Annotated in this window: 20 protein-coding genes; 15 read left to right on the forward strand and 5 right to left on the reverse strand. The window is 67.5% G+C overall.

Annotated features, from left to right (window positions below; all coding sequences use genetic code 11):
* The first annotated feature begins 2 nt into the window (after nt 1–2).
* The 4 genes from ligA to AC5RUO_RS10880 all read left to right on the forward strand — a co-directional run bounded on the left by ligA (nt 3) and on the right by AC5RUO_RS10880 (nt 4,145).
* Nucleotides 3–2,291 carry an NAD-dependent DNA ligase LigA gene (gene ligA, locus AC5RUO_RS10865; RefSeq protein ID WP_494010537.1) on the forward strand — a complete coding sequence of 763 codons (2,289 nt, stop codon included), beginning with the start codon at nt 3–5 and terminating at the stop codon, nt 2,289–2,291.
* Complete coding sequence (locus tag AC5RUO_RS10870; RefSeq protein WP_494103510.1) at nt 2,288–3,097, forward strand: inositol monophosphatase family protein; 810 nt, start codon at nt 2,288–2,290, stop codon at nt 3,095–3,097. Before ligA ends, AC5RUO_RS10870 begins: the two co-directional genes overlap by 4 nt.
* 111 nt (nt 3,098–3,208) lie before the next feature.
* A complete protein-coding gene (locus tag AC5RUO_RS10875) occupies nt 3,209–3,712 on the forward strand; it encodes a GNAT family N-acetyltransferase (RefSeq protein WP_494010535.1) in 504 nt (167 codons plus the stop codon).
* A 49-nt stretch (nt 3,713–3,761) separates the two neighbouring features.
* Nucleotides 3,762–4,145: a RidA family protein gene (locus tag AC5RUO_RS10880; RefSeq protein WP_494010534.1), complete on the forward strand. Its 384-nt coding sequence runs from the start codon at nt 3,762–3,764 to the stop codon at nt 4,143–4,145.
* Between the two features lie 6 nt (nt 4,146–4,151).
* Here the strand turns inward: AC5RUO_RS10880 and AC5RUO_RS10885 are convergent, their stop codons facing one another.
* Nucleotides 4,152–4,817, reverse strand: coding sequence for a response regulator (locus AC5RUO_RS10885; RefSeq protein WP_494010533.1), 666 nt, complete (start codon nt 4,815–4,817; stop codon nt 4,152–4,154).
* On the reverse strand, nt 4,810–6,579 hold the full coding sequence (locus AC5RUO_RS10890) for a sensor histidine kinase (RefSeq protein ID WP_494103511.1): 1,770 nt from the start codon (nt 6,577–6,579) through the stop codon (nt 4,810–4,812). The genes AC5RUO_RS10885 and AC5RUO_RS10890 overlap by 8 nt, the downstream gene beginning before the upstream one ends.
* A gap of 201 nt (nt 6,580–6,780) precedes the next feature.
* Here AC5RUO_RS10890 and AC5RUO_RS10895 point away from each other — a divergent pair, with 201 nt between their 5' ends.
* The 5 genes from AC5RUO_RS10895 (at nt 6,781) to AC5RUO_RS10915 (ending at nt 12,605) form a co-directional block, all read left to right on the forward strand.
* The gene (locus tag AC5RUO_RS10895; RefSeq protein WP_494103512.1) at nt 6,781–8,265 is read left to right on the forward strand and encodes a CitMHS family transporter; all 1,485 of its coding nucleotides are present in this window, start codon (nt 6,781–6,783) and stop codon (nt 8,263–8,265) included.
* 146 nt (nt 8,266–8,411) lie between these two features.
* Complete coding sequence (gatC, locus tag AC5RUO_RS10900) at nt 8,412–8,708, forward strand: Asp-tRNA(Asn)/Glu-tRNA(Gln) amidotransferase subunit GatC (protein WP_494010530.1); 297 nt, start codon at nt 8,412–8,414, stop codon at nt 8,706–8,708.
* 3 nt (nt 8,709–8,711) lie between these two features.
* Complete coding sequence (gene gatA, locus AC5RUO_RS10905; protein WP_494010529.1) at nt 8,712–10,286, forward strand: Asp-tRNA(Asn)/Glu-tRNA(Gln) amidotransferase subunit GatA; 1,575 nt, start codon at nt 8,712–8,714, stop codon at nt 10,284–10,286.
* Nucleotides 10,286–11,794 carry an Asp-tRNA(Asn)/Glu-tRNA(Gln) amidotransferase subunit GatB gene (gatB, locus tag AC5RUO_RS10910; protein WP_494103513.1) on the forward strand — a complete coding sequence of 503 codons (1,509 nt, stop codon included), beginning with the start codon at nt 10,286–10,288 and terminating at the stop codon, nt 11,792–11,794. The genes gatA and gatB overlap by 1 nt, the downstream gene beginning before the upstream one ends.
* A gap of 202 nt (nt 11,795–11,996) precedes the next feature.
* Nucleotides 11,997–12,605: a hypothetical protein gene (locus AC5RUO_RS10915; protein ID WP_494103514.1), complete on the forward strand. Its 609-nt coding sequence runs from the start codon at nt 11,997–11,999 to the stop codon at nt 12,603–12,605.
* A gap of 16 nt (nt 12,606–12,621) precedes the next feature.
* Here AC5RUO_RS10915 and AC5RUO_RS10920 read toward each other — a convergent pair whose 3' ends face one another.
* Nucleotides 12,622–13,533, reverse strand: coding sequence for a LysR family transcriptional regulator (locus AC5RUO_RS10920; protein WP_494103515.1), 912 nt, complete (start codon nt 13,531–13,533; stop codon nt 12,622–12,624).
* A gap of 132 nt (nt 13,534–13,665) precedes the next feature.
* Between AC5RUO_RS10920 and tdh the strand changes: the two genes are divergently transcribed.
* The 6 genes from tdh (at nt 13,666) to AC5RUO_RS10950 (ending at nt 20,057) form a co-directional block, all read left to right on the forward strand.
* Entirely contained in the window at nt 13,666–14,712 is a 1,047-nt protein-coding gene (tdh, locus tag AC5RUO_RS10925) for an L-threonine 3-dehydrogenase (protein WP_494103516.1), read from the forward strand.
* 12 nt (nt 14,713–14,724) lie between these two features.
* Nucleotides 14,725–15,921: a glycine C-acetyltransferase gene (locus tag AC5RUO_RS10930; RefSeq protein WP_494103517.1), complete on the forward strand. Its 1,197-nt coding sequence runs from the start codon at nt 14,725–14,727 to the stop codon at nt 15,919–15,921.
* Between the two features lie 56 nt (nt 15,922–15,977).
* Nucleotides 15,978–17,084, forward strand: coding sequence for an NAD(P)/FAD-dependent oxidoreductase (locus AC5RUO_RS10935; protein ID WP_494103518.1), 1,107 nt, complete (start codon nt 15,978–15,980; stop codon nt 17,082–17,084).
* An 11-nt stretch (nt 17,085–17,095) separates the two neighbouring features.
* Nucleotides 17,096–18,307, forward strand: coding sequence for an imidazolonepropionase (hutI, locus tag AC5RUO_RS10940; RefSeq protein WP_494103519.1), 1,212 nt, complete (start codon nt 17,096–17,098; stop codon nt 18,305–18,307).
* A 97-nt stretch (nt 18,308–18,404) separates the two neighbouring features.
* Complete coding sequence (locus AC5RUO_RS10945) at nt 18,405–19,193, forward strand: DeoR/GlpR family DNA-binding transcription regulator (RefSeq protein WP_494010521.1); 789 nt, start codon at nt 18,405–18,407, stop codon at nt 19,191–19,193.
* An 84-nt stretch (nt 19,194–19,277) separates the two neighbouring features.
* The gene (locus AC5RUO_RS10950) at nt 19,278–20,057 is read left to right on the forward strand and encodes a CPBP family intramembrane glutamic endopeptidase (protein ID WP_494103520.1); all 780 of its coding nucleotides are present in this window, start codon (nt 19,278–19,280) and stop codon (nt 20,055–20,057) included.
* 3 nt (nt 20,058–20,060) lie between these two features.
* On the opposite strand, the gene AC5RUO_RS10955 is transcribed toward AC5RUO_RS10950, so the two are convergent.
* Nucleotides 20,061–21,950, reverse strand: coding sequence for an HNH endonuclease signature motif containing protein (locus AC5RUO_RS10955; protein ID WP_494103521.1), 1,890 nt, complete (start codon nt 21,948–21,950; stop codon nt 20,061–20,063).
* Between the two features lie 282 nt (nt 21,951–22,232).
* A complete protein-coding gene (locus AC5RUO_RS10960) occupies nt 22,233–22,871 on the reverse strand; it encodes a VOC family protein (protein ID WP_009359382.1) in 639 nt (212 codons plus the stop codon).
* Nucleotides 22,872–22,921: the final 50 nt, after the last annotated feature.

Below are 22,921 nucleotides of genomic sequence, written 5' to 3' on the forward strand. Positions count from 1 at the left end.
CTGTGAGCACAGGACCAGGCCCCGCAGAAAAGACAATCCCCGGGAACAGCAGCCCCGACAGCCCGGACGCCATCCCCTCCGACTCTCTCCGCGAGGAATACGAGAACCTGGCGGACCTCGTCCGGAAGTACCGGTTCGCCTACTACCAGGAGGACGCGCCCCTGGTATCGGACGCCGAGTTCGATACTCTCTTCCGCCGCCTCGAGGAGATCGAGGCGCTCCACCCGGAACTGGTCTCCAACGATTCACCCACCCAGGAGGTGGGCGGCGAGGTGTCCGCCGCTTTCGCCGCCGTTGAACACCTGCAGCGCATGTACAGCCTGGAAGACGTCTTTTCCATCGATGAGCTGGAGGCCTGGCTGAACAGGGCGGAAGCCAGTATCGAAAAGCTTGGCGACGGCGCGGCCAAGGCTTCCTGGCTCACCGAGCTCAAGATCGACGGCCTGGCCGTCAACCTGCTGTACCGTGACGGGAAACTGGTCCGCGCCGCCACCCGCGGCGACGGAACAACCGGTGAAGACATCACGCACAACGTGCTCACCATCAAGGAGATCCCGCAGCAGCTTGAGGGCGGAGGCTTCCCGGCAGAGATGGAAGTCCGCGGCGAGGTGTTCATCCCGTCGAAGGAGTTCGCGGAATTCAACGAGGCACTGATCGAAGCGGGCAAGGCGCCGCTGGCCAATCCGCGCAACGCCGCCGCCGGTTCGCTCCGCCAGAAAGACCCGGCCGAAACCGCCAAGCGTCCCCTGAAGATGTTCGTTCACGGCATCGGCGCACGCGAGGGGCTTGAAGCACGCAGCCAGTCCGAAACCTATGACCTGCTCAAGGGCTGGGGCCTGCCCGTCAGTCCTTACTTCGAGGTGCTGGAGAGCCGCGGGGACGTCCTGGCGTTCATCGAAAAGTATGGTGCCCAGCGCCACAAACTGCTCCACGAGATCGACGGCATCGTCATCAAGGTGGACCACTTCGCCACCCAGCGTGCCCTTGGCTACACCACCCGCGTGCCGCGCTGGGCCGTGGCCTACAAGTACCCGCCGGAAGAAGTGCACACCAAGCTCCTGGATATCCAGGTCAACGTCGGCCGCACCGGCCGGGTGACCCCCTTCGGCATGATGGAGCCGGTCAAGGTTGCCGGCTCCACCGTGGAGATGGCCACCCTGCACAACCAGGATGTGGTCAAGGCCAAGGGCGTGAAGATCGGCGACATCGTCATCCTTCGCAAGGCCGGAGACGTCATCCCGGAAATCGTGGGCCCGGTTCTGGCCCTGCGCGATCAGCAGGATCCACCAGTGCGGGACTTCGTGATGCCCAGCGAATGCCCCTCCTGCGGCACGCCCCTGGCCCCGGCCAAGGAAGGCGACGTGGACATCCGCTGCCCCAACGCGAAATCCTGCCCCTCGCAGCTCCGTGAGCGGGTGTTCCACCTCGCCGGCCGCGGGGCGTTCGATATCGAGGCGCTTGGCTGGGAGGCCGCCATCGCGCTGACCCAGCCGGCCGAGCCGGAGGTTCCACCGCTGACCTCCGAGGCAGCCCTGTTCGACCTCGCCCCCGAGGACCTCGCCCCGGTGAAGATCCGCCGTGAGAAGCGCTCCAAGGGCGTGGGCACCGGCGAATACGAACTGGTGCCCTACTTCTACAGCAAGGGCACGGCCAAGTCGCCGTCCAAGCCTACGGCCACCACGGAAAAGCTGTTCAAGGAACTGGAAAAGGCCAAGGCCCAGCCGCTGTGGCGCGTCCTGGTGGCGCTGTCCATCCGTCACGTCGGGCCGCGGGCTTCACGGGCACTCGCGCAGGCTTTCGGCACCATGGATGCCATCCGGGCAGCCTCCGAGGAGGACCTTGCCCACGTGGACGGCGTGGGGCCCACCATCGCCGCCGCGCTCAAGGAATGGTTCGCCGAGGACTGGCACCGGGAGATCGTGGACCGCTGGGCCGCGGCGGGGGTCCGGATGGCGGACGAACGGGACGAATCCACTCCGCGCACCCTCGAGGGCCTCACGGTGGTGGTCACCGGGTCCCTGCCCAATTACAGCCGGGACGAGGCCAAGGAAGCCATCCTGGTCCGGGGCGGCAAGGCCGCAGGCTCGGTTTCGAAGAACACCAGCTACCTGGTGGCAGGCGAAAGCGCGGGCACCAAGCTGGACAGGGCCGAACAGCTCGGAATTCCGGTGCTTGATGAGGACGGCTTCCGGCAGCTGCTGGAAGGCGGCCCTGACGCATTGCCCGGTGACGGCCCCGGGGCGCCCGCAGGGATGGAAACCGATGAGGACACCGCGGAGGCAACTGCATGACCACCCCTGACGAACTTCTGGTCGTGGCAAAGGCCGCCGCCGCGGCCGGAGCCAAGGTGCTTGCCGCCAGGAACGGGGACACCCTGGCTCCCAGCAACAAGGGCGCGGCAGGTGACTGGGTCACCGCGTTCGACGTCGCGGCCGAGAACGCCGTCCGCGGGGTGATCGCAGCGGCCCGCCCGAACGACAGCATCACCGGCGAGGAACACGGCACTACCCGACCCGAGGCGCCCAGCGGCTACCGCTGGTCCATCGATCCGCTGGACGGCACCACCAACTTCATCCGCAACATCGTTTACTACGCCACTTCAGTGGCGGTCGCCGGTGCCGACGGCGCCTGGCTGGCCGGCGTGGTCAACGCGCCTGCGCTCGGCCGCACCTACTATGCCTCCCGCGGCCAGGGCGCCTGGCTGGAGGAAGGCGGGCGGGTCACCGGGCTGGAGGGTCCGGTCCCCGGCCGGAAGGGGCAGATCCTGGCCACCGGCTTCAGCTACGATCCTGCCGTCCGCGCCGACCAGGCCACCGCGCTGGCCGGCCTCATGGACGGGTTCGCTGATGTGCGGAGGCTGGGTTCCGCCGCCCTCGACCTGTGCATGGTGGCCGATGGCACCCATGACGCCTACGGCGAGCGCGGGCTCAACGAGCACGATTTCTCCGCCGGTGCGCTCATCGCGGAAGAAGCCGGCTGCTGGGTGCGGCGGCCGCGGCTGGCCAGTCCGCTCGACGGCGGGCCCTCCGATGCCGACAGGCTGGACGCGTGGACCTGCGCCGCCGGCCTGGAGCTGTCCGGCAAGTTCCCGCTCTAGTCATCCAGGGTCCGGCAACGCGGCAGTATCGCTGCCGCCGGTAGTGATAGTTCAGTCACGGAAAGCGCCCTTTCGGGCCTGGGGAGCGGCAGTCGCCACTACCATTGACGGGTGCCACCGCAGATCACCATCCGTGCCGCCGTCGAGGCCGATTACGACGCCGTTGCCCGCATCACGCGCGATTCCTACCTCGCCGCGGGCTACTTCGACGATGCCGAACATCCGTACATGCGCAAGATCCAGGATGTTGCGCTGCGCGCCGGCCAGGCCACCATCTGGGTGGCCGAGCGGGACGGCACCGTGGTGGGATCGGTGACGCTGGCCACCGCCGGGGAACCGTACGCAGACATCGCACTGCCGGATGAGCTCGAGTTCCGCATGCTGGTGGTGGACCCCGCCGTGCAGCGCAGCGGAGCCGGAAAGGCCATGGTGGACGCCCTCATTGACCATGCCCGGTCGCTGCCCGGCATCACCGGCATCGCCCTCACCACGGGGGAGACGTGGGAGAGCGCGCACGGCCTCTACCGCAAGGCCCGGTTCCGCCGTGTACCCGAGCGCGACTGGTTCGTCCCCGGAACCGACACAAAACTGCTGGTTTACCGGCTGGACCTGTAGCAGCCCTACAGTGGTGCCGACCCCACTTCCGGCATTGAAAGGCCCCACCATGCGCAAAACCTTCGGAACCGGCTCCGTCTGGGAACAGACGCTCGGCTACTCCCGCGCCGTCCAGGTGGACAACACCCTGTACATTTCGGCCACCGCGGCCAGCGGCGAGGACGGCATCGTGGGCGATGACTTCTACACGCAGACCCAGTTCATCCTGCAGAAGCTCGGCAAGGTCCTGGCTGACGCCGGTTTCAGCTTTGAGGACGTTGTCCAGTCCAAGCTCTACCTGACGGACATCAGCAAGTGGGAAGAAGCAGGCCGCGCCCACGGCGAAGTATTCGGCGACATCCGCCCCACCCTGTCCCTGGTGCACGTGCTGCCGTTCCTGGACCCGAAGATGCTTGTCGAGATCGAGCTCGTGGCCCAGAAGAGCGCCAGCTAGAAAAATCTACGGCGCGGCGGGCAGGCCATAGCGGTGCTCCGGCCTGCCCGTGCTCCCGTACCGCAGCTGGATGTCGACGGCGCCGTCGTCGGCGAGCGATGACAGGTAGCGTTGCGCGGTTGCCCGGGACACGCCCACCCGGCCGGCCACTTCCGCCGCCGAATACTGTTCGCCGGGAACCAGGGACTCCAGCACCGCGGCTTCCGTGGCGGAGCGTGGCTTCGCCGACGGCGTGACGTCCCCCGGAATCAGTGACCGCTTGGCGCGCTCCACGGCGTCCTGGTCCAGCGCCCCGGGGTTGGAGAGGAGCCGCCGGTACCGGGCGTAGGACCGCAGCTGCTGCGACAGGGCGTCAGCAGTGAACGGCTTCAGCAGGTATCCCAGCGCACCGCGGCGGAAGGCCGTCCGGACGGACAGGGCATCCGAGGCCGCGCTGAGCATGACGGTATCGACGTCCAGCTGCTGCAGCAGGTCCAGGCCGGAGGCGTCCGGCAGGTAGACATCCAGCAGCACCAGGTCGGGACGGAGGCTGTGGATGGCCTGCAGCGCCAGGGAGGCCGTGCCCACCGGCGCCAATGCCAGGAAGCCAGCCACCGAGTCCACGTAAGCAGCGTGGAGCTTAGCCACGTGGAAGTCGTCGTCCACGATCAGGACCCGGAAATCCTCAGCCATCGTTGTGGTCTCCTTTCATCTCCGCGCTTTGCGGAGTTGAATCGCCTTCTGGTGTCCCGGAACGTGCCGCCGACCCCGTACTTCCCGCCATGGTTCCCGGCAGTGTGGCCATGAAGACCGCGCCCGGTCCGCCCGGCCTGCCCCGGTCCAACACCCTGACGTCCCCGCCGCGGCGCCGGGCCAGCTGCCGGGCAAGGGCCAGCCCAAAGCCCTGGCCGCCGGCACGGCCGTTCCCTGACAACGGGCCGGTGGCGGTGGTGAAGCCTTCGGTGAAGACCTGTTCGGCGTCCGTTCCCTCCGCCAGCCCGTCGCCCGAGTCCGCGACCACCACGTGGAGGGTGCCGCCGTCGTCGCCCGGCTCGTCCAGCACCTCCACCTCCACCCAGCGTTCCGTTGCCGCGCCGGCCACCGCCGCGTTGACCGCGTTGTCGATCAGGTTGCCCAGCACCGTGGTGACGTCCTGCGCCTCCGTGACCTGCCCGCGGACCAGGGTCTCTGGCCCGATCCGCAGGGCGACGCCCCGCTCCTCGGCCTCCACGCCCTTGGCACCAACGAATGCCTGGAGGTACGGGTCCTGCAGGAGCTCGGCCTGCTCCACCGGGAACGTGAGGGGGCCGGTGGCGGCAAGCTGCGCCAGGTACTCGCGCGCCTGCCGGTGCTGGCCGATGCTCATGAAGCCGGCCAGCGTGTGCAGCTGGTTCGCGAACTCGTGGCGCTGGGCGCGCAGTGCCGTCGACATTGTGCCCACGGCGTCCAGCTGGCGGGTGAGTTCCTGCAGTTCCGTACGGTCGCGCAGCATCACCACCCAGCCGAGGTCTTCCCGCCGGTGCAGGGCCTTGCGGGCATTGGCCACCAGCACCCGTCCGCCCGCCACGACTTCCAGGGCCTCGCTGCCTGCGGTGCCGGGCCTGGTCAGGGACTTCACCTGGTCCGGGACCGGGGCGTCCTCCCAGCGGCCGCCGGTCAGGTCCGGCAGGTTGAGCAGGCGCTGTGCGGCGGCGTTGAACACACTGATCCGGCCGTCGGCACTCACGCCGATGACGCCGTCGTCCACGCCCTGCAGCACCGCCACCTGGTCGTGGACCAGCGTGCTGATCTCCTCCGGTTCAAGGCCCAGCGTCAGCCGCTGCAGCCGGCGGCGCAGCAGGAAGGAACCCAGCACGCCGGCCAGCAGGGCCCCCGCCGCTGTCCCGGCCACGGGGCCGATGTCGCGGGCCACGCTCTGGCCCACCGTCTCCATGGAATAGCCCACGCTGACCTCGCCCACCACGGTGGAGCTGCCGGGGGCGTACACCGGCACCTTGGCTCCGGCGGACGGGCCCAGCGTCCCGGTGTTCCGGGTGGTGACCTCGCGTCCGGCCAGGGCTTCGGTGGGGTCGGTGCTGACCTTCTCGCCAAGCCGCTCCGGCTCCGGATGCGCCAGCCGGAGGCCCGTCTCATCGGTGATCACCACGAACAGGGCCCCGGTCCTGGTCCGCGCGGCCTCGGCCGCCTGCATCAGGGGCCCGGCCGCGAGTTCGGCCGGCGGGGGAGTGCCCTCGCGCGCGCTGATGGCCTGCACGTCGGCCCGGACGGAGGGGTTGGAGGCGACGGTCCGGGCGAGCGTCAGCGCCTGGTTTTCGGCCTCGCTGCCCACCCTGTCATAGGTCAGCCACGCATGGACGGCGGCGCTGAGCAGGACCACCAGCAGTACCACGGCCACCTGCAGCAGCAGCGTCTGGGTGGAGAACCGCAGCGGCGGTCGGGGCGCGGAACGCTGCATGATCCTCCTTAACACGGGTCGGCTGTGCCCACCTGGCCCCGCCGAACCAGCCGCGGCAGCACGTGAGCAGAATGAGCAAAATGCTCCCAATAAGCAGTATGCCAATCAATTGAGCCAAAGGCACTGCCGTGACGGCGGCCACCCTACAGTCTGTAGCACGCATCACAACGCTGTGGTGCCGTTCACAAGAAGGAGCCGGCTGTGCTGGTAATACTTGGATTCGCCATGATCGCGGTATTCATGGTGCTGATCATGACGAAAAAGTTGACGCCAGTGCTGGCGCTGATCATCGTCCCCACCGTTTTCGGACTTTTCGCCGGTGCCGGCCTGGGCATCGGGGACATGGTCTTGGATTCCATGAAGTCCATGACCTCCACCGCGGCGCTGCTGATGTTCGCCATCATCTACTTCGGGCTGATGATCGACGTCGGACTGTTTGACCCGCTGGTGAAGTTCATCCTTCGCAAGCTCGGCAACGATCCCGCCAAGGTTGTGCTCGGCACCGCCCTGCTGGCAGCCGCCGTGTCCCTGGACGGCGACGGCTCGACCACGTTCATTCTCACCACCGCGGCCATGCTGCCCATCTACCTGCGGCTCAAGATGAGCCCGGTGGTCCTCACCTGCGTGGCCGGCCTCGCCAACGGCACCATGAACATCGTCCCCTGGGGCGGCCCCACCGCCCGCGCCGCCACCGCACTGGAAATCGACGTCAACGACGTCTTCGTCCCCATGCTTCCCTCACTGGTCGCCGGCATTGCCGTGGTCCTCGCCTTCGCCTGGCTCCTCGGCCTGCAGGAGCGCAACCGGCTCCGCGCCACCCGGCCGGAAATCTGGGGCGTCCCGGATACTGCCGAGAAGTTCGACGGCGGCGCTTTCGCAGGTTCTGCGGGCGGCGGTTCCGGAACCGGCCGCGGACGCACGGGTGGCAACCCCGGCGGAGCAGCCCCCGCCGGCGGCCTCTCCCCGGAAGGCTCGTCCGTGGCAGTGCTGGACCGTCCCGAAGACCTGGTGGACGACAGCGACACAGCCATGGCGGACACCGCCCTGGACCCCAACCGCAGCACCCTGCGCCCCAAGCTGTTCTGGTTCAACCTGGCCCTCACGGTCGCCGTCATGGGCATGCTTATCGCCGACCTCGTCCCGCTGCCGTACGTCTTCATGGTGGGCTCCGCCATCGCCCTGCTGGTGAACTTCCCCAAGGTCAAGGACCAGGGCACCCAGCTGGTGGCCCACGCCCCGTCCATCGTCGCCGTGGTCAGCATGGTCATGGCCGCTTCCGTCCTCACCGGCGTGCTGACCGGCACCGGCATGGTGGAAGCCATGTCCGCGTGGCTCGTGCAGATCATCCCGTCCAGCATGGGCCCGTTCATGGCCGTCATCACCGGCGTCCTCAGCATCCCCATGACGTTCTTCATGAGCAATGACGCCTTCTACTTCGGCGTGCTGCCGGTCCTCAGCGAGACCGCCGCGCACTACGGCATCAGCGCCGCGGAAATGGCCCGCGCCTCCATCACCGGCCAGCCGTTCCACATGCAGAGCCCGCTGGTTCCGGCCATCCTGCTGCTGGTGTCCCTGGCCAAGGTGGACCTGGGCGACCACCACAAGAAGGTGCTGTGGCGCAGCGCCGTGGTGTCCCTGGTCATGCTGGGAATCGGCATGCTGACCGGAGCCATCGGTATCGGTTAGTCTGTAGCTGCCGCGGTGCTGTTCCTTGTGAACGTAGCCCGGCATGAAGGTGCCCGTCTGACGCCCGCTGGGGGTCGTCAGACGGGCATCATCGTTTCCCCACTAGAATGGATCGGAAACCAATCCGAACTTTGCAGGGGAGATCCATGGCTGCGATCAACCGTGACGACGTTGCGCATCTCGCGCAGCTCGCTCACATCGAGATGAGTGCTCATGAGCTGGACAGGATGGCCGGAGAACTCGCCGTCATCGTTGATGCGATCAAGTCGGTCAGTGAAGCCGCCGGAGACGACGTGCCGGCCACGTCCCACCCCATCCCGCTGAGCAATGTCTTCCGGGAAGACGTTGTGGGCCACACCTTCACGGCGGAACAGGCACTCTCCGGTGCCCCGGATTCCGACGACAACCGTTTCAAGGTTCCGGCAATCCTGGATGAGGACTAAACAATGACTGAACAGAACACCAGCGCCGCCGCCCTGATCCGGCTCTCCGCCGCACAGCTGGCCGACAAGCTGCGCGCCCGCGAAGTTACCGCCGTCGAGGTGGTCCAGGCGCACCTGGACCGGATCGCCGACGTGGACGGCGGCGAACGCGGCGTCAACGCGTACCTGCACATCAACGCCGAGGAAGCGCTCGCCGTCGCGGCCGAAGTGGATGCCATCCGTGCCGCCGGCGGCCCCGAGGCCGAGGCCCTCCACTACCTGGCCGGCGTGCCCATCGCGGTCAAGGACCTCATCGTCACCATCGGCCAGCCCACCACGGCGGGCTCGAAGATCCTCGAGGGCTGGCACAGCCCCTACGACGCCACCGTTGTGGAGCGCCTCCGCGCCGCGAAGATGCCCATCCTGGGCAAGACCAACCTGGACGAATTCGCCATGGGCTCCTCCACGGAGCACTCGGCCTACGGCCCCACCCGCAACCCGTGGGACCTGGACCGTATCCCTGGCGGCTCCGGCGGTGGCTCGGCTGCCGCCGTCGCCGCCTTCGAGGCGCCCCTGGCCCTCGGCACGGACACCGGCGGGTCCATCCGCCAGCCCGGCGCCGTCACCGGCACGGTGGGCGTCAAGCCCACCTACGGCAGCGTCTCCCGCTACGGCGCCATCGCCATGGCCTCCTCGCTGGACCAGATCGGCCCGGTCTCCCGGACCGTCCTGGACTCGGCACTCCTGCACCAGGTCATCGGCGGGCACGACTCCCGCGATTCCACCTCGTTGCCTGATCCGCTGGCCGACCTCGTGGCCGCCGCGAAGACCGGCAACGTCGAAGGCCTGCGGATCGGCATCATCAAGGAACTGCATGGCGAGGGCTACCAGGCCGGCGTCGAGAACCGCTTCAACGATTCGCTCGAGCTGCTGCGTGAAGCGGGAGCGGAAATCGTCGAGGTTTCCTGCCCCAACTTCCAGTACGCCTTGGGTGCCTACTACCTCATCATGCCCTCCGAGGCGTCCTCGAACCTCGCGAAGTTCGACGGCGTCCGCTACGGCCTGCGCGTCCTGCCCGAGGACGGTCCCATGACCATCGAACGCGTCATGGGTGCCACCCGTGCTGCAGGCTTCGGCGACGAGGTCAAGCGACGCATCATCCTGGGCACCTACGCCCTGAGCGCCGGCTACTACGACGCCTACTACGGCTCAGCACAGAAGGTCCGCACCCTGGTGCAGCGGGACTTCGACGCCGCGTTCACCGTGGCGGACGTCCTGATCTCCCCCACGGCGCCCACCACGGCCTTCCGCCTCGGCGAGAAGCTGGACGACCCCCTGGCCATGTACCTGAACGACGTCGCCACCATCCCGGCCAACCTCGCCGGCGTTCCCGGGCTGTCCCTGCCCGGCGGACTGGCGGACGAGGACGGCCTGCCCGTGGGCATCCAGCTGCTCGCACCCGCCCGGGAGGACGCCCGCCTGTACCGCGTGGGCGCCGTCCTGGAATCCCTGCTCGAGGCCAAGTGGGGCGGACCGCTGCTTGCCCAGGCCCCAGACCTTGCCGGTACCGCGGCCCTCGAAACCCAGGAGGCAAAATAATGACCACCGACGCGATCCTCAGCTTCGAAGAGGCGATGGAGAAGTACGATCCCGTCCTGGGGTTCGAGGTCCACGTGGAGCTCAACACCAAGACCAAGATGTTCTCCTCCGCGCCCAACGTCTTCGGTGACGAGCCCAACACCAATGTCAACGAGGTGGACCTCGGCATGCCGGGCGTCCTGCCGGTGGTGAACAAGACGGCGGTGGAGTCCTCCATCAAGATCGGCCTGGCCCTCAACTGCAAGATTGCCGAGAGCTGCCGCTTCGCCCGGAAGAACTACTTCTACCCGGACACCCCCAAGAACTTCCAGACCTCGCAGTACGACGAGCCCATCGCCTACGACGGCTACCTGGACGTCGAACTTGAGGACGGCACCGTGTTCCGCGTGGAAATCGAACGCGCGCACATGGAGGAGGACGCCGGCAAGCTGACCCACATGGGCGGGGCCACCGGCCGCATCCACGGCGCCGACTTCTCCCTGGTGGACTACAACCGGGCCGGCGTTCCGCTGGTGGAAATCGTCACCAAGCCGATCCAGGGTGCCGGTTCCCGCGCCCCCGAACTGGCCAAGGCCTACGTTGCGGCGGTCCGCGAGATCGTGAAGAACCTCGGTGTTTCCGACGCGCGCATGGAACGCGGCAACGTGCGCTGTGACGCCAACGTCTCGCTCCGCCCGCACGGCCGCGAACGCTTCGGCATCCGCTCCGAGACCAAGAACGTGAACTCGCTGCGCGCCGTCGAACACGCCGTCCGCTACGAAATCCAGCGCCACGCCGCCGTCCTGGACTCCGGCGAGCCGGTCGTCCAGGAAACCCGCCACTGGCATGAGGACACCCGCACCACCACGTCCGGCCGGGCCAAGTCCGACGCCGACGACTACCGCTACTTCCCGGAGCCGGACCTGGTTCCCGTGGTCGCCTCCCGCGAATGGGTGGAGGAGCTCCGCGCCACCCTGCCCGAGCCGCCGGCCGAGCGCCGCAAGCGGCTCAAGGCCAGCTGGGGCTACTCGGACCTCGAATTCCGCGACGTGGTGAACGCCGGCGTCCTGGACGAGATCGAGGAAACCATTGCCGCCGGCGCCACCGCCTCCGTGGCGCGCAAGTGGTGGATGGGCGAAATCGTGGGCCGCGCCAAGGCAGCCGACGTTGACCCCGGCCAGCTGGGCGTCCAGCCCGCCACCATCGTGGAGCTCGCCCGCATGGTTGAGGACGGGAAGATCAACAACAAGATGGCGTCGCAGGTGCTGGACGGCGTGCTCGCGGGTGAAGGCACCCCGGCGGAGATCGTCGAGAAGCGCGGCCTCGCCGTCGTGTCCGACGACGGGCCCCTGCTGGAAGCCATCGATGCCGCCCTCGCCGCACAGCCCGACGTCGCCGACAAGATCCGCGGCGGCAAGGTCCAGGCCATCGGCGCCATCGTGGGCGGGGTCATGAAGGCCACCCGCGGGCAGGCCGACGCCGGACGCGTCCGCGAGCTGATCCTCGAGAAGCTGGGCGTCACCGTCTAGCTGCCACGCCATCCCCACGCCGGGTAGCGCCCCCTGCCGTTGCGGAATCGCAGCGGCCGGGGTCGCTGCCCGGTTTTGCTTTATGTACTCAGGTAGTGGTCGGCGGAAAGTACGCGTTCACACCCGGTGGGGCCGGTCCTACACTGGAGCGCACGGAGGCCGCCCGATGCAGGCCCCGGACAGCGACGCGAAAGGGACCGCGATGCCACTGCAGGACAAGCCAAGGATCCGCAAGGCCTTCGTTGCGGGGGCCATTGCCCTTGCCTTGAGTGGTACGGGGGCCGCCATCGCGTGGTCCGCCGACTCGCCGTTCCCGTCGCCGCCGCAGTCCGCGCCCGGGCAAGAGAAAAAGCACGACAAGCCGGGCAAACCGGACAAGTCCGCCAAGCCTGGGAAGCCCGGCAAGCCGGACAAGGCCCAGCGGCCGCAACTCCAGCACAGCGAAAGCGTGGTCAAGAACGCCGACGGCACCTTCCAGACCGTCCTCGAGCAGCGCGGCACGGTTGAGGCTGTTGGCGATACGTCCATCACCGTCAAAAGCGAGGACGGCTTCAGCCGGACCTACGCCGTCAACGCCGAAACGCGCATCACCAAGGCGCCGGGAACGGGCGACGACGGCGAGCGGCTCCGGCCCGGCGACGGAAGCATCGCGGACGTCACCACGGGCGAAGTGGTCCGGGTAGCAGGCGCGAAGAACGGGGACCAGGCCACGGCCGAGCGGATTGCCGAAGGCGCCGGGGACGTGCCCGGGCTCGGGCTGGGCAGGGGGAACGGCATGGGCCACGGGCACGCCAAAGGGCAATCGCAGTAGCCAGGATCCCGTTGGGTCAGCCCTGCTCCACCAGCCCCACCATGATCTCCTCCAGCGCCTCGCACACCATCATCACAGACCGGCGCTTCAGGTTCTCCGGCCGTGCCAGCAGGTCAATCCGCCGCCGGGTGCTGATGCCCTCGAGCGGACGCAGGACGATATCCGGATTCAGGACGGGGCGGGCGGTGTACCTGGGCAGCAATCCCACCACGCCGCCGGCGGCCACCAGGGCCGCCACGGTGGAGTAGTCATTGATGCGGTGGACGATGTTCAGTTCACGGCTGGACACCGCGGCGACGGCGGACAGCACGTCGGCGGGGGAGTAGCCGGCGTGGCTGGTCACCCAGGCCTCACCGGCGACGTCGTCCGCGGTCACAGCCCGCGTCCGTGCCAGCGGGTGTCCGGCCGGAAGCGCGACGTCCAGGGGCTCGTGCGCGAGCGGGATCACGGTAACCCGTTCGTCCGGCCAGCGGGGACTGTGGTCCATCCGGTGGGCCAGCACCAGGTCGTAGCGGGCGGTCAGGGCGGGGAAGTCCTGTTGGGCCACGTCCTCGTCGGACAGTTCCACCCGGGGCTGGCCGGGGGTGTCCAGCATCCTGGCGAGGGGTGCGAAGACCGCCTGGCCGGCGCTGTGGAAGCCGCTCAGGGTCACCCGTCCGGCGGGGGAGCCGTGGTAGCTGCCGATGGCACTTTTTGCCTCGGCCATCGCGCTGACCACGGCGGCTCCCGCGTCCGCGAGGACCTGGCCCGCCTCGGTGAGCACCAGGTTCCGGCCCTCCTTCCGGGTCAGCGGAACGTCCACCGTGCGCTGGAGCAGGGCCAGTTGCTGGGAGACGGCGGACGGGGTGACCATCAGGGTGTCGGCCACGGCCTTGACGCTGCCCAGGGCGCCGAGCTCGCGGAGGATTTCAAGTTGGTGGATCTCCATGGACCCAGTCTAAGCATTAGCAAGAGCTACATCGTCGATTGAGCAAAAGCTGATTGTGCTAAACGGTTTCCGGGGCTGTAATGGGGAGGGCAGCACCTGCCAATGATGTGACAACCAAGAGTGAGGAAGCCGATGAAGGCTCTCTACAAGGCCGGCCCGGAGGCCGGATTCGACCTGGTGGACCGCCCGGAGCCCACGGTGGGTCCGGACGACGTGAAGATCCGCGTCATGACCACCGGGATCTGCGGCACAGACCTCCACATCCAGTCCTGGGACTCCTGGGCCCAGGGGATCATCGAAGCTCCCCTGATTCCGGGCCACGAATTCTACGGCGAGGTAGTGGAGACCGGCGGGGACGTCCGGGACGTGAAGGTTGGCGACCGGGTATCCGGTGAAGGCCACGTTGTCTGCGGCATCTGCCGGAACTGCCGCGCCGGCCGTCGGCAGATGTGCATCCACACGGTCAGCGTGGGTGTGCAGCGGGACGGGGCATTCGCCGAGTATGTGGTCATCCCGGAAACCAACGTCTGGGTCCACCATGATCCCTCGGTCACGCCCGAGCTCGGCGCCATTTTCGATCCCTTCGGCAACGCGGTGCACACCGCCTTGAGTTTCCCGCTGGTGGGCGAGGACGTGCTCATCACCGGTGCCGGACCCATTGGGCTGATGGCCATCGCCGTCGCCCGCCACGCCGGTGCCCGAAAGATCGCCATTACGGACGTCTCGCAGCCCCGGCTGGACCTGGCCCGCAGGCTCGGCGCCGACCTTGCCATCGACGTCTCCACTACCCGCGTCCGCGACGCCCAACGTGAACTGGGCATGCGTGAAGGCTTCGACATCGGCATGGAGATGTCCGGCCACCCCACCGCCCTGCCGGAAATGATCGACAACATGAACCACGGCGGCCGGATTGCCATGCTGGGCCTGCCCAGCCAGGACATCACCGTCGACTGGGGCAAGGTGGTCACCCACATGCTCACCCTCAAAGGCATCTACGGCCGGGAAATGTACGAAACCTGGTACGCCATGAGCGCCATGCTCTCCTCCAACCCGGTCCTCCACGCGGGGATCTCCGCCGTGGTCACGGACACGCTCCCCGCTGCAGACTGGGAGAAGGGCTTCGACCTGGCCCGCAGCGGCAGCGGCGGCAAAGTTGTCCTCGACTGGACCCGACTCTAAAGGATCACCACCATGTACACCTCCATCAAGGACCAGCTGAGCAGCGAGCTGGAGGACATCCGCACCGCCGGGCTCTACAAGACTGAGCGCAGCATCACCTCGCCCCAGTCCAGCCACATCACCGCTGGCCGAATCGGCTCATCCGGAGCGGACGTCCTGAACTTCTGCGCCAACAACTACCTGGGCCTGGCAGACCACCCGGACATCATCAGCGCAGCCAAGGAGGCGATGGATGAACGCGGCTTCGGCATGGCCAGCGTGCGGTTCATCTGCGGCACCCAGGACCTGCACCTGGAACTCGAAGGCCGCGTCTCCCGTTTCCTTGGTACCGAGGACACCATCCTGTTCTCGAGTTGCTTCGATGCCAATGGCGGGGTGTTTGAATCCCTGTTCGGTCCCGAGGACGCCGTCATTTCCGATGCGCTCAACCACGCCTCCATCATTGACGGCATCCGGCTGTGCAAGGCCCAGCGGTACCGGTACGCCAACCAGGACATGGCGGACCTTGAAGCGAAGCTCGTGGAGGCGAAGGACGCCCGCCGGATGATCATTGTCACCGACGGCGTGTTCTCCATGGACGGTTACCTCGCCCCGCTGGAGGCCATCTGCGACCTTGCCGAACAGTACGGCGCGCTGGTGATGGTGGACGATTCGCACGCCGTCGGCTTCATGGGCTCCACCGGCGCGGGCACGCCGGAACATGCGGGCGTCTCGCGCCGGGTGGACATCTACACCGGAACGTTCGGCAAGGCCCTGGGCGGGGCCTCCGGCGGCTACGTTTCCGGGCGCGCCGAGATCGTGGCCATGCTCCGGCAGAAGGCCCGGCCCTACCTCTTTTCCAATTCGCTGGCTCCGGCCATCGTCGCCGCCACCATCAAGGCACTGGACCTGGTGGAGAACTCGGCCGGCCTGCGGCGGCAGCTCTTCGACAACGCCGCCCTTTTCCGCCGCCGGATGACGGAGGAAGGCTTCGACCTGCTGCCCGGCGAGCACGCGATTGTCCCGGTCATGTTCGGCGACGCCGTCCTTGCCGCCAAGGTGGCTGACCGGATGCTGCAGCACGGTGTCTTCGTCACCGCGTTCAGCTTCCCGGTGGTGCCGCGCGGTGCCGCCCGCATCCGGGTGCAGCTTTCGGCCGCGCACTCAGCCGACGACGTCGAAGCGTGCGTTCAGGCCTTCGTCGCCAGCCGCGCGGAAGTGGCCGCCTGACCCGGGCACCGGTCACCGGCAGCCGTTTCCGCAGCAACTCTGCAAGGATGGAACGCATGGCAGCACATTACGATGTCCTGATCGTGGGCGGCGGCATTGCCGGACTGTCCCTGGCGTCTGCGCTGGCGGGGAAATGCAGCGTGGCGCTGGTGGAGGCCGAGCAGGAGCTGGCCTACCACACGTCCTCCCGGTCGGCCCGGCAGCTCATCCCCAGCTACGGCCCGCCCGTGGTCCAGGAGCTCACCGCCAGGACACTCGAGCTGATCGCCGCCCGCGACGCCGAGCTGCCGGAGCCGGTCCTCACTCCGCGGAGCTTCATGCTGATCGGCAGCGAGGCCGGCGTCGCGGCGGAAGCCAGCGGCTCCATGAAGCCCATCACCCATGCGGAAGCGCTGGAGCTCTGTCCGGCGCTGGTTCCGGAGTCGTTTGCCGCTGCAGGCCTGGACACCGGATCGTTCGGTTCCAATGCACCGCTGCTGTTGGAGGACCACCGGCAGCGGGCAGTGGCCGCCGGGGCCGACATCTATACCGGCGCCAGGGTCCATTCCGCGCAGCGGCTCGGGTCCGGCTGGGAAGTGGGTGCCGGCACGGAGGCCTTCCAGGCGGGCGTGCTGGTCAACGCGGCGGGCGCCTGGGCCGACGAGCTGGCCGTCATCAGCGGGGTGGAGAAGCTGGGCCTGCAGCCGTACCGGCGCACCGCGGCGATTGCCGCCGTCGAACGTCCCCTGCCTGAGGGGAGCCCCATGGTGGCAGCAGCGGACAACACGTTCTACTTCCGGCGGGAGGGGAACGACGTCCTGATCTCGCCGTCGGAGGCGGTGCCCAGCGGGCCCGAGGATGCCCGGCCCAGGCCGGGCGACGTCGAACGCCTGGTGGATCTGCTGAACACCGTGACAACCCTCGGGATCATGGGGGTGCGCAGGGCCTGGACCGGGCTCCGCACGGAAGCGGCCGACGGGGTTCCGGTCGCGGGCTTCGACGCCGAGGCGCCGGGCTTCTACTGGCTCGCCGGACAGGGCGGCTACGGGTTCCAAACCTCCTCGGCCATGGCCGAACTCGCGGCGGAGCAGATCCTTGCCGGCCAGGACGGGACCGATGGGACAGTTCCGGTATCCCGGACAGCGCAGGCGCTGGCAGCCACGCGCTGGTCCATCCGGCGCTGAACAATGGTTGCATGAGCACCCTGATCACCAATATTGCCGAACTGATGACCCAGGACCTGGAACACCGGGTCCTGAAGGACGCGGCGGTAGTGATCGAGGGGGAGCGCATCGCCTGGATCGGGGCGGCCGCCGACGCGCCTGCAGCCGACGACGCCGTTGACGCCGGCGGGCGGGCCGTCCTTCCCGGCTGGGTGGATTCGCACACCCACCTGCTGTTTGCCGGTGACCGGACGGCTGAGTTCGAGGCGCGCATGGCGGGGGAGCAGTACGCTGCCGGCGGCATCGCCGTCACCATGAACGCCACCCGCGCCACGTCGGACTTCGACCTCACCCGCCTGGCAATGGGCAGGGTGGCGGAAGCTGTCTCCCAAGGGACCACCTACCTCGAGACGAAGACGGGCTACGGGCTGGACGTGGAGCATGAGGCCCGCAGCGCACGGATTGCCTCCACGGCTGCGGACCAGGTGACCTACCTCGGCGCCCACCTGGTTCCCGCCGGCCAGGATCCGGAGGCCTACACGGACCTGGTGTGCGGCCCCATGCTGGCTGCCGTCCGCCCTTTTGTACAGTGGGCGGACGTGTTCTGCGAGGAGGGAGCCTTCACGGCGGAACAGTCCCGCAGGGTACTGCTGGCCTGCCGGGACGCCGGCCTGGGGCTGCGCGTGCACGGGAACCAGCTCGGGGAGGGCCCCGGGGTCCAGCTGGCCGTGGAGCTCGGGGCAGCCAGTGTGGACCATGTGAACTACCTTTCCGCCGGGGACGTCGAGGCCCTGGCCGGAACCTGGTCCGGCTGGGACGCAGCCCGTGGAACCGGGGAACGGGGCACGGTGGCCACCTGCCTGCCTGCCTGCGACCTTTCCACCCGCCAGCCGCTGGCTCCGGCGCGCGCACTGCTGGATGCAGGCGTCCAGGTGGCGCTCGCCTCCAACTGCAACCCGGGCACGTCCTACACAAGTTCCATGGCGTTCTGCGTTTCCACGGCTGTCCTGCAGATGCACCTCAGCGTGCACGAGGCGGTACGGGCGGCCACCTACGGCGGCGCGCTCGCGTTGCACAAGGATACCGGCCACGATTCCGACGGCGAACGCGCGGTGGGTTCCATCGACGTCGGCCACCGTGCGGACCTGCACGTGCTCAACGCGCCCTCGGCCACGCACCTCGCCTACCGTCCCGGCATGCCGCTGACGTACGCTGTCTGGCGGGCCGGAGTCCGGGAACGGTAGGCCGCTAAGGGCCTAGTGACGTTAGATGATCATTTCACGTCTGTTATGATCAGAAAACGTCACCCGAAGTGGTGGCTGTTGTATTGAGAGGCCCTGCATGACCCGCACCGACCGACTGACCGCCATTCTCGACCTGCTGGCCAAGACCGGGCAGGTGGAAGTCGACGAGATCGTCAGCACGCTCGGGGTATCGCCGGCAACGGCACGGCGGGACCTGGACAGCCTGGCCAAGCGCCGGCTCCTCACCCGTACCCGCGGCGGAGCTACCACCGGTGCCCTGGCCTACGACCTTCCAGGCCGCTACAACCGCGACGACCACGCCGAGGCCAAGGAACAGATCGCACAGGCCGCCTCGGCCCTGATCCGTCCCGGTGCAGTGATTGGGCTCTGCGGCGGCACCACCAGCACGGCCCTCGCCCAGATTCTCGCCACCCGCGAGGACCTGAATGCCCCGTCCAACCAGCCCACCCTGACAGTGGTTACCAACGCCATCAACATCGCGGGCCAGTTGGCCGTGCGGCCCAACATCAAGGTGATGGTCACCGGCGGCATCCTCAATCCGCGGTCCTACGAACTGGTGGGGCCGTACACGGACATCATCATGCAGAAGGTTGTACTGGACATTGCCTTCATCGGCGTCAACGGCATCGATCCGGAAGTGGGTCCCACCAATACCGGTGAGGGCGAGGCCTCGGTCAACGCCCTGCTGGCCAGCAGGGCACGGGTGTCCTACGTCATCGCCGACTCCTCCAAGGTGGGGGTGCGTGCCTTTGCCACCATGGACGGCTACCACTTCACCCGGCTGATTACGGATGCGGGCATCTCCCCGAAGGACAAGGCTGCTTTTGAAGCCAAGGGCACGGAAGTCATCGTGGCACCTGCCTAACCGCCTGGCCTGGGCGTGCCGGGCAGCGGCGGTCGGGGTTCAGGCAATCAGCCACGATCCAGAAACTGCAGGCAAGATGGGTACATGCTGGTTCCCTCCCGCCGTCGTCTGAAGCTCGAAGTCTGGATTGTCCTGGGCCTCTCCCTTGGCCAGTCCGCCGTGTACTCCGTGGTGCAGCTGCTGGACAAGATGACCCGGGCTCCGCTGGCCGAGGGAACTTCGACACTCAACCGCTCCCAAAGCACCCGCGAGTATTTCGACCTGACGTACCAGCTGCTGGACATCATCTTCGCCCTGGTGCCGGTGCTGCTGGTGATCTACTTCCTGACGGACCAGCGGCAGGCGGCAACGGCCGACGGCGGCAATCCTGGCTCTGCGTTCCGGAAGCTGGGCTTCGATTTCGTCCGGCCTGGCAAGGACCTGCTGCAGGGGTTGGGGCTCGCGGCCCTGATAGGGCTTCCCTCCCTGGGCCTTTACGCCGCGGGCAGGACGCTGGGCATCACTACTGCCATCATCCCCAGCGCGCTGGACGCCTACTGGTGGACCGTGCCGGTCCTGATTCTGTCCGCCCTCCGGCATGCGGTGGTGGAGGAGGTCATCGTGGTGGGGTACCTGATGAACCGTTTCGGCAAGTTCGGCTGGAGTATCCCGCTGTCGATCGCGGCGAGTTCGTTCCTCCGCGGCACCTATCACCTGTACCAGGGATTCGGTCCCTTTATTGGCAATGTGGTGATGGGCATCGTCTTTGCCTGGCTGTACACCCGGACCAAGCGGGTTATGCCCCTTGTCATTGCCCACGCGCTTCTGGACATCGTGGCATTTGTCGGATTCAGCCTCTTCGGCAGGGCCGTGGGGCTGGGGTAACAGCTACGTGTGGAGCAGGGCCGGGTTGCTCAGTGCCCAATAGCTCAGGGCCGGGTCGCTGAGGGCCTGGTCGCCGAGGGCCAAATCGCTGACGGACAGGTCCTTTTGTGGGTCGGGTGGCAGGACGACGGGCATGGCGTAGAAGTCGTCCCACACGGGGTCGTAGGGTGCGATGTCGTCAGCGTCGATGAGGTTGTCGTTCACCGGTTCTTCACATGGTGGTTCGGCGCAGGGCGGTGCTGATTCCAGCCATTCCAGGAGGAACAGTGTGTCCGGCCAGATGGGTGGCTCCAAGTCGGGTTGTTCGCTGGGGTAGTGTCGGCCGGTGGGTGAGGTCCAGCCGGGTGGTGTGTTCCGGGTTGCTTCGGTGGGTTCCCAGCCGGTGTTGTGTTTGAGCCGGTGGTGCTTTGGGCAGAGTTGTGCCAGGTTGCTGAGCCCGGTGGTGCCACCGTGCTCCCACGCTTGGAGGTGGTCTGCTTCGTTGTCGAGCGAATGGTTGTTACAGCCGGGGAAGGTGCATTTGCCGTCGCGGAGGCGGAGGGCCTGCCGCATGGCTCTGGTGAGCCGGTAGCTGGTGCGGCCGATTTCCAAGGGTGTTCCGTCGGCGGGGTCGACGAGGACACGGTAGAACGAGTCGGCTCCGTCGGCGACGAGTTTGCGGGCCATCGACGCCGGGATCGGGCCGTACCCGTCCAGGCTGGCCGGTTCATCTGTCACGCCGAAGAGCGCCAACGCCGGGACAGTGACAAGCACATCCGCCCGCGGTGCCGGAACCTTTCCGACGGCCGGGTTGAGGTCAAACGTGCTGGTGCTGGTGACTTCGTCATCGGCATCGGGCATCAGACAGTCCCCGGAGTGTACGGCAGCGTCGTCCGGGATGCCGAGGTCGGCGGCGGGCTCGTCGGACCCGAGAAGTGTGGCAAGCCCAATGAGATTGTTCGGGATCAGCTCACCGGTCCCACCAGGCTCAGAGGGACTTGCTCCTTCCCCACCCCCGGCCGGGATGGTCCTGCCGCGCCCGCTGCCGGCGACGGCGTCTGTGGTGGTAGTTATGGCGTGGGCGGGGGCGAGGAGGCGCCGGGCGAACTCGTCGGCCTTGATTTGGGGCAGGGTCCGGGTTTCGTTGGGTCCTTGGAGGCCGCGGGCGGTGACGGTGTTTTTGTTCCAGATTGCAGTCGCGGAGCCGGCGGGGAGGTAGGCGGAGATCCAGGCCCTGCCGTCACGGTCCCGGTGGAACTCGACCCGCCGGTCGGCCACGGATTTGGCGTGGCGTTTTTCGATGGAGTCGGGGTGGTGGCGTTCGCGCCAGGCGCGGACCCTGGCGCGGAGCCGGGACGGTACGAGGGCGGTGGCGGGGCAGCCCCGGGCCGGGTTGGGTGCGTCCGGGTCCAGGAAGTGGTCCGCGAGGGCCACGGCGGCGGTATGGTGCAGGGCCTCTGTTTCGTCAGCGATGATCTTGGCGCCCTGCCAGAACAACGCCCCCGAAGACAGATTCCCGTAGACGGAGGGGAGGGAGCAGACCCGCCGGGCCTGGGTGATGAACGCCCCTGCGGCCCCGGCGCTGATGGTCAGGATCCCGGCGATCTCTTCCACCGCTGATATTTCCGCGTAGGTGCGGTCGTGCGCGGAGGCGTCGGGTGGGGTCATTGCCTGCTGCAGGTCGAGGGACTGGGCGGCGTCGCGGGCCTTGAGGGCGGCGACCTGCGCCTCAAGCTTTGCTATCAAAGCCAGGCGGTCCAGCCGGATCTCGTAGGCACGTTGGAGTACATCCGTGCCCGTGCCGGAGTTCTCGGGATCTTGCAGACGGGCGTCAAGGAGGAACAGCGCGTTGATGGCAGCCGTCGTGGCATAAACACTCTCCATCGGTGCTGCTACGACCGCGCCATTTCCCATACAAGAATCATCACCGGAGGCACCGACATTCCGGCCGGGCGTTGCGACAGGAGCGGCGGAAGTCCGGGCGGTGACAGAAGGCAGCACTGCTCCCGCTAAGTCTCCATCCGTGCCCGTTCTGAATCCCATAGGAACATCATCGGGGGAGGCGCCGACATTTTGACCGGTTGCTCCGAGAGATCCAAGCCCTGAAAAAGACCCGCGGCTAAGCAACTTCGGCCGCCATCGGGAGGTGACGCCGTTGTCACATCCTGATGGCGGCCGAAGTCTGTCAAAGGAAGGTCAGATGGTGACCGCTCCGTTTTGGGTTTCGAAGGTGACTGAGAGGATGCCGGGCGTACCATGCGGGGCGACCCACTCAACTGCAACATCCTCCAGCGGCTTTTCCACCGGTTCGCCCAGCCATTCGGTGACCCGGGAGGCCGAGCCTGCGATGGTCAGGCAGCTCATCTTGATGTTGCTCTCGTAGGCGTTGGACGGGTGGAGCGACGGATCGCCCTCCCACTTCAGCATGTAGGGCACCTGGGGATCGGCGATGAGGCCCAGGATTCCAATCTGCTTCCACACCAGCTCGCGGCCGTCGGGAAACTTGCGGTTGCCGTTGACGGCAGCCCGTCCCAGGCGTGCCTCGAACGGAGCAAGGTCGTCAACTTCGACACACCAGCCCATCCAGCCGCCGCCGGCCGCGGAGCGGGCCCGGACGGCCTGTCCGAAGGGAGCCTTGTCCGACGCAGGGTGGTCCAGGACCTCCACGACCTCAAGGTATTTGTGTCCCGCGAGCGGGATGATCATATTCCGGGTACCGAACCGCGGGTGTACCCCGCCCTTCACTGCCTCAACGCCGAGGGCAGAAGAAATACGTTCGGTGGTGGCCGCGAGGCCATCGTGTTCACAGGCGTAAGAGACGTGATCCATGCGCATGCCATCATCTTGGCACTTTGTGATCGGGCTCTCAGCTAAGGATACCCTTA

It is taken from the genome of Arthrobacter sp. Y3221087 (genome assembly GCF_059089905.1).